Source organism: Variovorax sp. GW821-FHT09D04 (genome assembly GCF_059416405.1).
Genome location: NZ_JBWKPA010000001.1, coordinates 928144 through 942830 on the forward strand (window position 1 = coordinate 928144; position 14687 = coordinate 942830).

The window sequence follows — 14687 nt, forward strand, 5'->3', positions numbered from 1 at the left end:
GCATGCACGTTCAATTTTTCTGTGCCGGTGAAGAACCTGAGCGTTCGAACCTACGTGCTCAACTGCAACCCAGCAGATGGGTGCGAGAAGATGGTGGTGTCCGTCAACGGAAATCACTATCCGTTCACTGCGGCGGAGGTCAAGACGCCTGCCGCCGAGCAAGTGGCCGCACAGATAGGTGGCCTTACGCCGGTAAAAATCGATGCAGACGGCAATCTTGAGGGGGCAACACCCAGTTCTGGGGGCTCTGCATGGGCCGTTGTTTCGAGAACATCCGCGTCTTCCGTCACGCTCTCGCTCGAGCCAAGCTACGGTCAGCCGAATGGGTCGTACAACGTGCTGTGCTTCTTCGTGCCAGACCCCCCAGCCCCCCAGTTGGCGCTCAAGAAGGAAGCCAGCACGGCCCCATGGGTAGTGGCCCAGCCTGCCAGCTACACACTCACGCTGACGAACACGACTGGCGCCGCGACCACTGCCGATACGGTGGTGACCGACAGAGTGCCGCCTTCGCTGACCATCGGCGACCTTCCCCCGGGGTGCAGCCGAGTGGGCCAGAACGTCAGTTGCCTGGTGCCCCCAGGGTTCACATCGTCCGCGTCCTTCGTCATTCCGGTGACGCCCCAGCCTTCGGCCGTGCCCGGCGTGACCAACACGGCCACGGCATCGGGGGGGGGAGACGCCACTTGCAACGGCACGGGGGCGTGCACGAGCACGGTGACCACGCCGGTGGCCCTTCCGCCTCTGCCCGTCATCACCTCGACCAAGACGGTCAGCGCCAGCCCGCTGGTGGTGGGGGCGCCCGACCAGTTCTACTCCCTGTTCATCACCGTGGCCAACGGGACGACCACGGCGCCCATTGGGCTGACGGACTTCTTGCCCGCGGGCATGAACCTGCGTGGCGGGCCGACGCTGATTCCGGGAACGACCACCGGCACGCTGGTCGGGTGCCCGACGATCGGCGGCGGCGTCTTCTGCAACGTGGCGGCCGGTGTTGCACCGGGCACCTTCGAAATCAGGATTCCCGTCAGCGTCAGCACACCGGCCGCGGGCCTGAACAAGGGCACCAACATGGCGAACCTGAGCGGTGGGGGAGACCTGGCATGCACGACGGCGGTCAACGAGGCCTGCGACTCGACCACGCCGCCCACATCGGTCGACATGATGCAACTGAAGCTCCAGAAGACGGCCAGCGTCGCCAAATTCTTCGTCGGCGTGCCGGCCAGCTACACCCTGAAGCTCAGCAGCAACGGCAGCCCGACCACGGCGCCGGCCGAGATCACCGACGCCATTTCATCGTCCCTGCGCATCGGCACGCTGCCCGCGGGCTGCACGGCCGTCCAGCAGAACGTGACCTGCACGGTGCCCCCCGGCCTGATGACCTCCCATTCGTTCGTCATTCCCGTGACGCCGCTGCCGTCTGCCGTGACCGTGGGGGCCCCGGTGTCGTACATCGTCAATGTCGCGATGGCCTCCAAGGGCGGGGATCCGTATTGCGCCGGAATCGGCGTGTGCCGGAGCACGACGAATACGCCCGTGGCCTTTCCGCTGGCCATCACCTCGACGAAGACCGCGAGTGCGAATCCGTTGATCGTCGGCGCGGCGGGCCAGTTCTACACGGTCGCCGTGAAGGTGGAGCATGAACCGACCACGGCGCCGCTGTTCGTGGAAGACATGCTGCCCACCGGCATCACGCTGGCCGGGCCGCCCGTGCTGATCGCCAGGACCACCACCGGCGTCCTGAGCGGCTGCCCTGCGGCAGGCTCGCTGATTTCCAATTGCAGCGTGGCCGCCGGTGTGGCGCCGGGCACCTTCGACATCCGCATTCCCGTCGAGGTCGACAAGACGGCCGTGGGCGCGCAGTCCGGCACGAACACGGTGAACCTGAGCGGCGGCGGCGATGCGCTCTGCACCCCGCTGGTGACCGATCCCTGCGATGCCACGACGCTGCCCATCGGGGTCCGGCTGGGTGACCCGAAGGTCCGCATCGTCAAGGCGGCGTACGTCGGTTCGGGCACCCACCGCTTTCGCTTTGCGCTGTCGGGCCTCAGCGTGAGCAGCGACACCATCACGCTCACCGTGCCGGGGGAGGAGTTTGGCGCGCAGACCATCACCGGCAGGGTCGGCGTCCCGGTCACCATCACCGAGACGTCGCCCGCCGGCTGGCCCGTGAACCCGGTGAGCGCCAGCTGCTACGACGTGAAGGACGCCATTGCGCCGTCGCCCATCCCCGGGGTGTCCGCTTCGAGGCGGGCGGCAGCGGCTGCAGCGGCGTCGCTGCCGCCGGTGGTGCTGGCCGGCAACGTGCTGACGATTCCCGCCGAATGGATGGTGGGCGGCGCGGACATCGTATGCACCTTCGTCAACAGCGACGCCTACGCCATCACCGGCCGCGTCTTCAGCGACAACGGCAGCGGCGCGGGCGTGCCGAACGACGGCGTGGCCAACGGCGGCGAAGCGGGGCTCGTGGGCGTGCAGATGCGGCTCACCAACTGTGCGGCGGGCGTGTGGTCCACGGCCGTGACCGACGGCTCGGGCCACTACCGCCTGGAGGTGCCGTCGCAGCCTTCGTCGCCGTCCAACGGCGATCCGCTGTGCGTCGAAGAGAGCACGCCGGCGGGTCATCTGTCCACGGGGGCGTCGGCCGGCAGCACGCCGCTGCCTTCCGGCACGGGCGTGGCCGTGGGCGGGCGGACCTACACCTACACGCGCACCGCCGCGGGGGCGCCGGATCACATCGCCTTTGCATGGAACGACGCCCGGGTTGGCGAACTGAACTTCGGCGACGTGGCCCTCAACCGCTTCGGCGCCGACAGCGCCCGCACCGGCTCGCCCGGCAGCAGCGTGAGCCACGCGCACACCTTCGTGGCGCAGACCGGCGGAACGGTGAGCTTCGGCGTGGCCGGCGCGGTGGCCACGCCGGCAATCGACGGCTGGAGCGCAAAAATCTACGAAGACCCGGGCTGCACCGGTGCCTTGCAGGCCGGCGCCTCTGTGCTCTATCCGCCGGCGGTGCCCAGGCCTGTGACCACAGGGCAGAACCTGTGCGTGGTGGTGCAGGAGTTCATTCCGGCCGGCGCGCTCGCCGGCTACAACGACAAGCGCTCGGTGCAGGCGAGCTTCGTGTTCACGAACGCATCGCCCGCGTTGAGCGCGAGCTACCTCGTGCTCGACACCACGACCGCGTCGAGCACGGCGCTGGAGCTCAAGAAGGAAGTGCGCAACCTGACGAAGAACGGCAACTTCGGGCTCAACAACGAAGCCAAGTCGGGCGAGACGCTCGAGTACCGCATCACATACACCAACAACGGCGCGACTCCGATCAGCGGCCTGACGGTGAGCGACGTCACGCCGGTCTACACCAGCTTCGTCGCCTCGCAGGAAGGTTCGACCCCGGCGACGCTGACCGCATGCACGAAGCGCACACCGGCCAATGCATTGCCTGCGCCGGCCGTGGCATGCGCGGCCGCACAAGCGCCGGGCGGAACGGGGCCATTGGACTGGAAGTTCACCGGGCAACTCGCGCCCGGCGGTACGGGCAGCGTGCGATTCAGGGTGACGGTGAACTGACGGCTTGCGCGTCAGCAGGCGCGCAAGCTGCTCCTGCTGCTGCTATCAGCAGCGTCCCTTTTTCGCCTGGCCGGGCGGGCAGTGGCCGCCGCCGCGGTGGTCGTCGTCATGGTCGTAGCGGTCGTGGTCGCGGTCATGGCGGCGGTGGTGGCGGTCTTCGCGGCGTTCTTCACGACGCTCGGCGCGGCGCCAGTCGCCTTCGCGCCAGCGCCAGCCGCCGTCGGCGCGCACCCAGCCGCCCGGGGCGTAGGCGTAGTCGGGGCGGGCCGCCACGTAGTAGCCGGGGCGCCATGCGTAGGCGCGGTCGTTCCACTGCCAATGGCCGGGCACCCAGACCTGGCCGCTGCGCGGCCGTGGCGCGGGCTCGTAGCGCGGTGCGGGCGGCGCGACCTGGATCAGGCCGGGCACGTTGATGTTGACGGACACCTGCGCCACGGCGGGCAAGGTGGCGGCGGCCACGGCGGCGGCCAGAAGAATTCTTGTGAGTTTCATCGTGATGCCCTTGATGGTTGTTATTTGTGAATGACTGAGCTCAAACAACGCCTGAGCGGCGTGTCGCGTGCACGGGTTTGCCCGGGGCAGGGCAGCACAAGTCATTAACAAAGAGGGAGTTTTGCACGCAGGGCGGGGCCTGCGTGTCGGACAGGCCCGCGAGCGGGCAGGTGGCGGCCGATGTGTGGCGCCAAAGCAAAAGGGCCGCAAAGCGAAAAGGCCCCCGCAAAGCGAAAAGGCCCCCGCAAAGCGAAAAGGCCCCCGCAAAGCGAAAAGGCCCCCGCAAAGCGAAAAGGCCCGTTACCTTGTGAGTAACGGGCCTTCAGCAAATGGTGGCTCCTCGACCTGGGCTCGAACCAGGGACCTACGGATTAACAGTCCGGCGCTCTACCAACTGAGCTATCGAGGAACAAGCCTTCAATTATATTCAATGGAATCGCCGTTCTGAACGGCGACCCTCAATTTTTGCCAATCGAAGTGCGTGGGGCGATTTCTTTCCATCGCTTGGCACACGTCTTCGTTCGACGGTCGTCTCACAAATGAAAAGGCCCGCTACCTTGTGAGTAGCGGGCCTTCCAGAGGCCTTGCGGCTTTGTGATGGCTCCTCGACCTGGGCTCGAACCAGGGACCTACGGATTAACAGTCCGGCGCTCTACCAACTGAGCTATCGAGGAACAAGCCTTAGATTATAGCGTGATTTTTGGGGCTTCCAAAACAACGCGGCGCCGGTGCAACGAATTCGTGGCAACGACGCCGCGATGACGAAGACGAAGCACCCCACTCATGTCGTCACATCGCGATGCTCACGCCCAGGCGCAGCGTGCGCGGCGCACCTGGGAACAGGTAGACGTGGCTGAACTGGTAGGGCGATTCCTTCCAGTAGCGGCGGTCGAACAGGTTGTCGACGGCCAGCGTCCAGCTCGTGGCCATGCCGGCCAGCTTGGTGTCGTAGCGCAGCACCGCATCCAGGCGCGTCCACGACGGCAGCCGGATGGAGCCATCGGGCAGCACGTTGCGGCGGCCTTCGTACGACAGCTGTCCCGCGAGCTCGAGGCCCGGCACCGACGCGAAGCGGTACGCGGCCTGCGCGCGCAGCACCTGCTTGGGCACGTTGGTGGGCGCCTGTCCGTTGAGTTCGGGCGCGGTCGTGCTGCCGCGCCGCTTGGCGTCGATGAGCGCCACGCTGCCGCCCAGGCGCCAAGGGCCGCCGGCCCATTGCGCGCCGGCCTCGAGGCCGCGATGCACCGCGCGGCCGTCGTTGCGCACCGTGCAGAACGCGCCGCACAGGTCGAGGTTGGTCATCGGGCGCGAGATGTCGAACCACGCGAGCTGCCAGTTGAACGCCGCGTCGCCGCCCTTCAGGCCGAGCTCCCATTGGCGCGATTGCAGCGCGGGCAGCGCCTCGCCCGCGTTCGCGTACTGCGAGCTCTTGTTCGGCACGACCTGCGATTCGACGCCCTTGCCCCAGCTCGCATAGGCGAGCAACCCGGGCTGGATCGTGTAGCTGGCCGCGATCCACGGCGTGGTGATGCTGTCGCTGTAGCCGGTGGGGCGCGAGCCGTCGGTGCGGATGCTGTCGCGTGACAGCCGCGTGTGCCGCGCGCCGATCCAGGTCGTGAAGCGGTCGTTCCAGCGGATCGCGTCCTGCACCGACAGCTCGGTCGAGCGCTCGTTGCGGTTGGTGTTGGCGTCGGTCAGGCGCGGGTCGGCCGGCGTCATCGCGGTGGCCCAGATGTTGCCGGTGCCGACGTAGTTGTAGGCCTGGTCCTGGAAGCGGTTGCGCACGCGGCTTTGCAGCAGGCCGAAGCCCAGCTCGTGGCGCACGCTGCCCGTCATCACGTTGCCCTTGAGGTTCAGGCTGCCCGCGGTCTGCGTGCGGCGCTCGTTCTCGCTGCGGAAGTCGTACACGTCGAAGGTGCCGTCGGAACAGTAGCGGTCGTAGTTGCCTTCGGCGCCGCAACCGAAGGCGTAGGCCAGCCGGTCGTCGGTCTTCAGGCGCTGCTGGCCGATCTGCGCGCTCCAGCGCCAGTCGGCATTCAGTGCCTGGCTGAAGCGCACCGTGCCGGTCAGTGCCTTGAACACCGAGGGCTGCGACCACGGCTGGTTGTTCAGATTGATGCGCGGATCGACCGGCCGGGGCAGCGTGTTGCCCAGCAGGCTGTAGCCGTTCTGGCTCGGCTGCTGCTTGTGGCTTTGCTCCACCTCGAACTCGAGCACCGAGTCGCGCGTGATGCGCCAGTCGGCCGCGAGCGAGAAGAGACGGCGGCTGCCGTCGAGGTTGTGCGTGAGCGGTTTGAGCTTTTCGCCGGCCACGTTGAGTCGGTAGCCGAACTGGCGGTTCTCGCCGAAGCGCCCGCCGAAGTCGAGCGCGCTGAGCACGCTGCCGCGGCTCGTAGTTTCGAGGCGGATGGTGCGCAGCTCCTGCTCGGTCGGGCGTTTGACGACGTAGTTGACGAGCCCGCCCGGCGCACTGGTGCCGGCCTGGATGCCGCTGGTGCCGCGCAGGATCTCGATGCGCTCCTTGTTGTCCAGCGGAATCGCCGTCTCGGCGCTGATCGGCAGGCCCTCGCGCCGGTAGTTGAAGCGGTTGTCGAGCACGAAGCCGCGCACCGTGAGGTAGTCCCAGTAGCCGGCCGAGTTGTAGGCGTCGGTGACCGAGGCGTCGAACTGCGTCAGGTCGGCGAGGCGGCGTGCGCCGCTGCTGCGCAGCTGCTGGCTGTCGATGATGGTGGCCGACAGCGGCAGCTCACGCAGCGGCACGTCGCCGAAGCCGCTGATCTCGGCCTGCGGCGCGGCGGCGCCGTCGTTCACGGTGACCTCGGGCAAGGCCTGCGACTGCGATTGCGCATGCGCGCCGCAAGCACCGAAAGTGAGAAGGGCGGCGGCAAGCGCGCGCGAAAGCGGGGAGTGCGAGAAAAGTCGAGCGTTCATTCTGTGCGTTCAGGGGAACCGGGGGCGGCGTGCATCGCCGTCATCCATTGCGCGGCCGTGGCCTCGGGGTCGTCGGCGGCGACCAGCGCGCGCACCACGGCGACCGAGCCGACGCCGGTGGCGAGCACCTCGGGCAGCCGCACGGCATCGACGCCGCCGATGCCCACCTGCGGGTAGCCGCGCAGCAGCCGCGCGTAAGCCGCGAGCCGCGCCACGCCCTGCGGCGCGGTCGCCATCTTCTTGAGCGTGGTCGGGTAGATGGCGCCCATCGCGATGTAGCTCGGGCTCACCGCGTCGGCACGCACCATCTCGGCATAGCCATGGGTGCTCACGCCGAGCCGCAGGCCCGAGGCGCGCAGCTGCTGCAGTTCATCGGGCGACAGCGCGTCGAGGTCTTCCTGTCCGAGGTGGATGCCGTAGGCGCCGGCCGCGATGGCGACCTGCCAGTGGTCGTTGATGAACAGCAGCGCATCGGTGCCGCGCACCGCGTCGACGGCGGCCTGCACTTCGCGCGCGACGGCCTCGGCGTCGTCCGACTTGAAGCGCAGCTGCACCGTCGGCACGCCGGCGCGCGCCATGCGGCCGACCCATGCCGCGTCGGGCAGCACGGCGTAGAGGCCGAGCCGTTCGGGGCAGGGCGGAAAGGCGTCGGCGCGCACGGTCGGCGGAAACGGGCCCATGCCGAAATCGACCGGCGCATCGGGCCATGCCGATGCGTCGAACTGGCTGAGCCGTTCGGTCTGCGCACGCCACGCATGAGCGAGGCATTCGGCATCGATCTCGATGAAGCCGAGTGCGGTGCAGGCCTGCTTCGCGCCGCGGTAGATGGCGTCGTCAGACGTAAAGCGCGGCGAGCCGCTCACGGGCGCGGACGTGGCGGCGCCGAAGCGCAAGCCGTGGGCCGCGACGATGGCTTGCGCTACGGCGCGGGCGTTGGCGGTATCGATGTTGTTCATGGTGCGTGGTGCCAGAAGGGCGTGCCGAGCACGGGCGTGCTGGGCTGCGCGGCGTCCTGCGCGGCCATCGCGCCGGCGCGGTAGGCGGCGCGGCCGGCCTGTACCGCATCGGCGAACGCGCCGGCCATGGCGACCGGCTCCTGTGCGAGCGCGACGGCGGTGTTGAGCAGCACGCCGTCGTAGCCCCACTCCATCACCTGGCACGCATGCGAGGGCAGGCCGAGGCCCGCGTCGACCAGCATCGGCACCTGCAGCCGCTCGCGCAGCAGGCGCAGCGCATACGGGTTGACCGGCCCGCGCCCCGTGCCGATGGGCGCGGCCCAGGGCATCACGGCCTGGCAGCCGACATCGACGAGGCGCTGGCACAGCACCAGGTCTTCGGTGCAGTACGGCAGCACGTGGAAGCCGTCGCGGATCAGCTGCGATGCCGCATCGACGAGGTTCAGCGTGTCGGGCTGCAGCGTGTAGTCGTCGCCGATGAGCTCGAGCTTGATCCACGGCGTGTCGAACAGCTCGCGCGCCATCTGCGCGGTGGCGATCACTTCCTGCACGCTGTGGCAGCCGGCGGTGTTGGGCAGCACCGGCACGGCCAGCTTGCGCAGCAGCTCCCAGAAGCCGTTGCCGAGGTCGCTGTTGCCGGAGCCCTGGCTGGCGGTCTGGCGGCGCAGCGAGGCGGTCAGCATCGCGGGCTTCGCGCGCTGTACAGCCGCTTCGAGCACGTCGGGCGACGGGTAGCGCGCGGTGCCGAGCAGGAGGCGGCTGTGGAAGGTCTGGCCGTAGAGGACCAGGGGATCGGCAGGGGTGGTCATGGTTGTCGTCTCCATCGTCTTGTCTCTGTGGTGTCGTTCAGCCGCCGGTCACCGGGCGGATCACCTCGACGCGGTCGTCGGCGTGCAGCGGGTGCGTGGCATAGGCCGAGCGCGGCACGAACTCGCGGTTCACCGCCACCGCGAAAGGCGGCACGGCCTGCAGCACGGCGAGCGCATCGGCGAGCAGCGCGCCCTCGGGCAGCGTGCAGGGCTTGTCGTTGATCAGGATGTTCATCGGGGTCGTCGTTGTCGTCATGCGTCGGGCACGTCCATGCCGAAGCCGCGTGCGATCGTGGAGCTGCCTTGCGCCAGCAGTTCCATCGCCGCGTCGAGCAGGGCGGGCGCGATCATGAAACCGTGGCGGTACAGGCCGTTGATCTGCAGCACGCGCGGCTGCGGCTGGCGAATGGCGGGAAGGTTGTCGGGCAGCGTGGGCCGGCATTGCGTCGCGATCTCGACGATGCGCGCCTCGGCAAAGCCGCTGTGCACCGCGTAGGCCGCGCTCAGCAGCTCGAGCGTGGAGCGCACGCTGGCGGGCGACAGGTCGTCCGACTCGATCTCGGTCGCGCCGATCACGAACAGGTGGTCGGGCTTGGGCGCGATGTACAGCGGGTAGCGCGGATGCACAAGGCGCGTGGGGCGCTGCAGCGTGACCTCGGGTGCATGCACGCGGATCACCTCGCCGCGCACGCCGCGCAGCGCGTTCCATTGCGGCTTGGCGCCGAGGCCGCGGCAGTCGATCACCCAGTCGGGCTGGCCTGGCGTGCCGGGCGAAAAGTCGGAGGGCGCACGCGGCGACTGCCAGTGCAGCGTCACGCGCGCATCGGCTTCGAGCGTGGCGCGCAGCGACGCCAGTAGCGCACGGTTGTCGAGCTGGCCTTCGCCCGGCAGGTACAGGCCACGGGCGAAGCGCGTGCCCAGCGAGGGCTCCAGCGCGGCGATGGCGGCGGGCGTGTCGAGCGCCTGCATCGGCGCGAGTTCGGGCACCTGCGCGCCGGTGCGCGCCAGCACGCCCGCGAGCCGCGTGGCCTCGGCGGCGTCCTGCCGGTGCCACAGCACCAGCGTGCCTTCGCGCTGGAAGAACACGGGCTGCGCCAGCGGCGCCAGCAGCTCGGGCCAGCGCGACAGCGCGTGCTGGCCCATGCGCACGACCGACACCGGCGCCACGGCCGATTCGGCCAGCGGCGCGAGCATGGCCGCGGCCACGCGCGCGGCCGCGCCTTCGGCTTCGGGGCTGCCGGCTTCGTACAGGTCGACGCGGCAGCCGGCGCGCGCCAGCTCGACCGCGAGCAGGCGGCCCATCAGGCCCGCGCCGAGGATCGCCGCCGAGCCGAAAGGCAGGGGATGCGGTGTGCTCATGCGGCACCTCCGTCGGCTCGCCGATAATTTTCGACATGACCCAAGCACCCACCCAGCGCTACGCACGCGTGCTCTCCATCGCCGGCTCGGACAGCGGCGGCGGCGCCGGCATCCAGGCCGACCTCAAGACCTTTGCGGCCCTCGGCTGCTACGGCATGACGGCCATCACCGCGCTCACCGCGCAGAACACGGTGGGTGTCTCGGGCATCCACGGCGTGCCGCCCGATTTCCTGAAAGCGCAGATCCAGGCCGTGGTGGAAGACATCGGCGTCGACGCCGTCAAGCTCGGCATGCTGCACGCGCCGGAGGTGGTCGAGGTGGTGGCCTGGGCCATCGACCGCTACCAGCTGAAGAACGTGGTGCTCGACCCCGTGATGATCGCCACCAGCGGCGACCGCCTGATCGCGGCCGAGACCGTGCAGGTGCTGGTGCGCGAGCTGTTTCCGCGCGCCGTGGTGGTCACGCCCAACCTCGACGAAGCCGCCTTGCTGGTCGGCCATGCCATCGGCGGCATCGACGCGCTCGACGGCGCGGCCGACGAATTGCTCGCGCTCGGCGCCAAGGCCGTGCTGCTCAAGGGCGGCCACCTGCCGGGCGACGAGGTGGTCGACGTGCTGCTGGAGCGCAGCGGCGCGCGCAAGCGGCTCGCGTCGCAACGCATCGCCAGCCGCAACCTGCACGGCACCGGCTGCACGCTCTCGTCGGCCATCGCCGCGCACCTGGCATTGGGTTTGGCGCTGCCCGAGGCGGTCGAGCGCGCACGCGCGTACATCCTCGGCGCGATGAGCGCCGGTGCGGATGTGTTGGTCGGCGCGGGCCACGGTCCGCTCAACCACGGCTTTGCGCCAGTGCCGACCCACCGCGTGCCGCTGTCGGCCGGCTGAGCCAGGCCAGCACGAAGGTCGCCGCCAGCGTCGGCAGCGCCGAGCCGAACTGCGGCGCCCACTTGGCCAGCACGTGGTAGGCCGCGATGCCCGCGAGCCAGATCAGCGCCGCGCCCCAGTCGATGGTGCGCGTGCCGCTTGCCGACACGGCGTGGCCGCTGCCCAGCCGCCCCAGGATCACGCCATACAGCGGCACGAACACCGAGCTCAGCAGCAGCAGGAAGGGTTCGAGCGTGTGCATCGGCAGCACCAGCGCGAGGCCGATGCACAGCACCGCCAGCAGCAGGCCCCAGCGCTTCACGCTCCAGCGCGGCAGCAGGCTGTGCGTGGACACCGAGCCCGAGTACACGTCGCCATAGGCGTTGTCGAGTTCGTCGATGAGGATCAGGCCCAGCGCCACCAGCCCGCCCTGCGCCAGCAGCAGCGCCATGACCAGGCTGGTGCCCGGCTCGGCCACGCTCACCACCATCACGCCCAGCGCGTAGCACCAGATGTTGGCCAGTGCGTAGCCGATCCAGGTGCCGCTGAACGCGCTGCCCAGACCACCGGCGGCACTGCGCTTGCCGTGGCGCGCGTAGTCGGCCACCAGCGGCAGCCATGACACCGGCATCGCAATGACCAGGTCGAGCGCGCTGAACATGCCCATGCTGCCGTTGCCCGGCCGTGCCCAGAAGGCGTCGAGGCCCTTGGCGTGAAGCTGCGTGGCGAACTGCCAGCTGAGCCACAGCAGCGACAGCACCACCAGCGGCAGGCCGAAGCGGCTCACGAAGCGGCGCACCAGCTTCACCATCGAACCGGCCAGCAGCGCCAGCAGCACCGCGCCCCACAGCAGCGTGGTCAGCACGCCGCCCCAGGCCGTGCCCAGCGCGGGGCCGAAGGCCTGCTGCCCGATGGCCTGCGTGCCTTCTCGCATGATCACGAGCTCGAAGGTGGTCCAGCCCACCAGCTGCACGATGTTGAGCAGCACCGGCAGCCGCGCGAAGGCGCTGCCGTAGGTGGCGTGCATCAGTCCGGCGCTGGCCAGCCCGGTTTCGCAGCCCAGCCGCGCCGTCCAGGCCAGCAGCCCGGCGCCGAGCAGCGAGCCCAGCACGATCGCCAGCGCCGCGTCGCGCGTGCCCACGGCCGGCACCAGGTAGGCGCCGATCTGCATCACCAGCAGCCCGACGCCGAGGCTGAACCACAGCGAGGCGTGGTCGTGCCAGCCGAAGACGCGCCGGGCGGCGGGCAGGGGCGTGAGCGCTTCGTTGCCGGACGAAGCGGAACTGTCGTTGTCGTTGTGTGCCATCCGTTTGCTCCAGTGCAAAAGGTTTGGCAGGTGGGCGAGGCTCCAGTGGCGTGGCCGTCGCGCGAGACAACGCGACAGGCCACCGGACCAGCTTCCCTGCGCGAGGATTACCTCAGTCAGGTTCAAAGGGACTTTCTCAGCCACACCGGTCGAAACCGGCGCAGCACCCCTAGCGAAATGTCATTTTAGGCGCGTGTGTCGCAGACGCACCGAAAAGTTCCTGCGCACGGAAGAATCCGGCCACGGCGGGCCTTGCACCCGCCGCACCGATGGCGTGCCGGGGCCGAGGGCCTATTCCTCGTGCTTTCCCGCGCCCTCGGCGGAAAAATTCTCGACCACCGATTCGAGCCACCGGCCGACGATTGCCATCTCTTCGTCGCTGAAACCCTGGGTCAGCCGTGCGTTCAACGCGCCGAGCCCGGCCTTTGCACGCTGTCCGGCAAGCCGTCCTTCCTCGGTCTGGTACAGGCGGAATGCGCGCCCGTCGTTCGGGTCTTGCGCGCGGGTCACGTAGCCGGCCTTTTCGAGCCGGGCGGCAAGGCCGGACATGGCCGGGGCACCGATGTTCAGTGCCTGCGCGACTTCTCCCGTCAGGGCGCCATCGTTGGCCGACAGGAAAAACATCGTACCGGCCTGGGCTGCCGACAGCGCGGGCAGGGCGTCGCCGCGGGTTTCTTTCCAGCGCTGCACCGCCCGCTGGGCGACGTTCAGAAGAAACACCAGCCTGTATTTTTTTTGAGCTTTCATCGGATTCCTGTGGCCTGGGCGAAGGCGCTGCAGGTTACATCTTATCCGTATTTATTTCGCAAGCGAAGCATATACTTCGCATACGAATTAAATGCCATCCCTCTCGCACGGTGCGAGAGGGCAACCAGGAGAATCTATGACCGAATACGTGACCGTCGAATCCACCCAGGGTGTCCTGACCCTCACGCTGGCCAGGCCGGAGAAGATGAACGCTCTGACCAATGCGATGTATGGCCGCCTGGCCGATGCCATCGCAGGCGCCGAGAGCGACCCGTCCGTGCGGGCCATCGTGATTCGAGGCGAAGGCGGCATGTTCACCTCGGGCAACGACCTGGGCGAATTCGCTGCCGTGGCTGCCGGCAAGGCCGACAACGAAGAACGCCATGTCGCTCGCTTCCTGCGTGCACTGGTGAGTTCGACACGCCCGCTGATCGCGGCGGTCAACGGGCGCGCAGTCGGCGTGGGGACCACCTTGCTGTTGCATTGCGACTTCGTGGTGCTTGCTGAAGATGCGCTGCTGTCCACGCCGTTCGTCAATCTGGCGCTGGTCCCCGAGGCGGCGTCGAGCCTGCTGCTGCCTGCCCGCATCGGCCATGTTCGCGCCTACGAGATGTTCGCGCTGGGCATGCCGGTGTCCGCTGCGCAGGCCCTGGCCTGGGGCATCGCGAACCGGGTCGTGCCCGTGTCGGACCTGCACGGCGAGGCGCAAAAGGTTGCCGAGCTGCTCGCCAGCCGTGCCGCGGGCTCGTTGAAGCTGACGAAGGGCCTGATGAAGCAAGGCGCCGCCGTTGCAGCCCAGATGGACCTCGAAGGCGCACAGTTCGTGGAGCGCCTTCAGAGTCCCGAAGCGCGCGAAGCCTTCACGGCGTTCGCCGAGAAGCGGGCCCCTGATTTCTCAAAGACTGCGGCGTAGCGGCAAGCGGGCCGGTCATCGTCCAGATGTCGGCCGACCCGTGATGCGCCGGTCCGCGGGCCCACGGCCCGGGTGAGAATCTCCGCCACGAGGGCGCCTTCGAATGCCCTGGAGGCTCCCCGCACATGACAGACGACCGCAAGCACCCGGAACCACCGGCCTCATCGCCCGCACCCCACGCGCGGCTGAGGCGCTTCCGCGTCGACGTCGGCACCATCATCTGCGCGGTCGCGCTGCTGCAGTCGCTGCTGCTGGTGGCCTTCGGCTACTGGGGCGCGGAGAAGCTGGTGTCGAAAGTGGGCGAGTCGGCGCACAAGGTCAATCATGACCGGGTTGAAGACAACATCCTCGCCTTCCTGGCCAAGACCGAGGGCCTGGTGCGCGCCATCGCCCACACGCCCGACCTGCATCCGGCGGGCCACGACGGCGAGCAGACCGCCGAGCTGCTCTGGGCCGCGCTGGAACAGACACCCGAAATCGACAGCATCGGCGTGGGCAGCGACGACGGCCATTTCTTGATGGCCATGCGCCACCCCGTGTCGGTGGTGCGGCAGGTGCTGCGCGAGAAAGACTTCACCACCGAGACCTGGGAGTACAAGTCGCCGCCCGACAGCGACGACGACGAAGACCCGCGGCGGCGCTACGAGACCACGCGCATCGAGGCCTTTCGCAGCGAAGACGACCCGGTGCACCAGGACTGGTTCACGCAGGCCGAGAAAGCGCAGCGCGCCGTGTGGACCGCGC

General features: G+C 68.9%; 11 protein-coding genes, 2 tRNA genes and 1 riboswitch. Of the genes, 3 read left to right on the plus strand and 10 right to left on the minus strand.

Annotation, left to right across the window (positions count from 1 at the left end):
- Positions 1-726: 726 nt before the first annotated feature.
- Entirely contained in the window at positions 727-3567 is a 2841-nt protein-coding gene (locus tag AC07O4_RS04240) for a prealbumin-like fold domain-containing protein (RefSeq protein ID WP_495303829.1), read from the plus strand.
- Positions 3568-3612: 45 nt separating this feature from the next.
- Here AC07O4_RS04240 and AC07O4_RS04245 read toward each other — a convergent pair whose 3' ends face one another.
- The 8 genes from AC07O4_RS04245 to AC07O4_RS04280 form a co-directional block, all read right to left on the minus strand.
- Complete coding sequence (locus AC07O4_RS04245; protein ID WP_390343608.1) at positions 3613-4059, minus strand: hypothetical protein; 447 nt, start codon at positions 4057-4059, stop codon at positions 3613-3615.
- A gap of 333 nt (positions 4060-4392) precedes the next feature.
- A tRNA-Asn gene (locus tag AC07O4_RS04250) sits at positions 4393-4468 on the minus strand.
- A gap of 189 nt (positions 4469-4657) precedes the next feature.
- A tRNA-Asn gene (locus AC07O4_RS04255) sits at positions 4658-4733 on the minus strand.
- A 115-nt stretch (positions 4734-4848) separates the two neighbouring features.
- Positions 4849-6990: a TonB-dependent siderophore receptor gene (locus tag AC07O4_RS04260; protein WP_495303830.1), complete on the minus strand. Its 2142-nt coding sequence runs from the start codon at positions 6988-6990 to the stop codon at positions 4849-4851.
- Positions 6987-7946, minus strand: a complete 960-nt coding sequence (gene thiE, locus AC07O4_RS04265; RefSeq protein WP_495303831.1) for a thiamine phosphate synthase — start codon at positions 7944-7946, stop codon at positions 6987-6989. The genes AC07O4_RS04260 and thiE overlap by 4 nt, the downstream gene beginning before the upstream one ends.
- Positions 7943-8755 (minus strand): thiazole synthase, encoded by an 813-nt coding sequence (locus AC07O4_RS04270; protein WP_495303832.1) that lies wholly within the window; start codon positions 8753-8755, stop codon positions 7943-7945. The genes thiE and AC07O4_RS04270 overlap by 4 nt, the downstream gene beginning before the upstream one ends.
- A gap of 37 nt (positions 8756-8792) precedes the next feature.
- Positions 8793-8990 (minus strand): sulfur carrier protein ThiS, encoded by a 198-nt coding sequence (gene thiS / locus AC07O4_RS04275; RefSeq protein ID WP_062472460.1) that lies wholly within the window; start codon positions 8988-8990, stop codon positions 8793-8795.
- Positions 8991-9007: 17 nt separating this feature from the next.
- On the minus strand, positions 9008-10114 hold the full coding sequence (locus tag AC07O4_RS04280; RefSeq protein WP_495303833.1) for an FAD-dependent oxidoreductase: 1107 nt from the start codon (positions 10112-10114) through the stop codon (positions 9008-9010).
- Positions 10115-10149: 35 nt separating this feature from the next.
- On the opposite strand from AC07O4_RS04280, the gene thiD reads away from it, so the two are divergent.
- The gene (gene thiD, locus AC07O4_RS04285; protein ID WP_495303834.1) at positions 10150-10998 is read left to right on the plus strand and encodes a bifunctional hydroxymethylpyrimidine kinase/phosphomethylpyrimidine kinase; all 849 of its coding nucleotides are present in this window, start codon (positions 10150-10152) and stop codon (positions 10996-10998) included.
- Here thiD and AC07O4_RS04290 read toward each other — a convergent pair.
- Positions 10943-12283, minus strand: coding sequence for a purine-cytosine permease family protein (locus AC07O4_RS04290; RefSeq protein WP_495303835.1), 1341 nt, complete (start codon positions 12281-12283; stop codon positions 10943-10945). The two genes, thiD and AC07O4_RS04290, sit on opposite strands and share 56 nt — an antisense overlap.
- Positions 12284-12359: 76 nt before the next feature.
- Positions 12360-12464: riboswitch (TPP riboswitch) on the minus strand.
- Between the two features lie 110 nt (positions 12465-12574).
- Positions 12575-13030 (minus strand): MarR family winged helix-turn-helix transcriptional regulator, encoded by a 456-nt coding sequence (locus AC07O4_RS04295; protein WP_495303836.1) that lies wholly within the window; start codon positions 13028-13030, stop codon positions 12575-12577.
- Positions 13031-13166: 136 nt separating this feature from the next.
- On the opposite strand from AC07O4_RS04295, the gene AC07O4_RS04300 reads away from it, so the two are divergent.
- Entirely contained in the window at positions 13167-13943 is a 777-nt protein-coding gene (locus tag AC07O4_RS04300; protein WP_495303837.1) for an enoyl-CoA hydratase, read from the plus strand.
- Positions 13944-14687 lie beyond the last annotated feature (744 nt).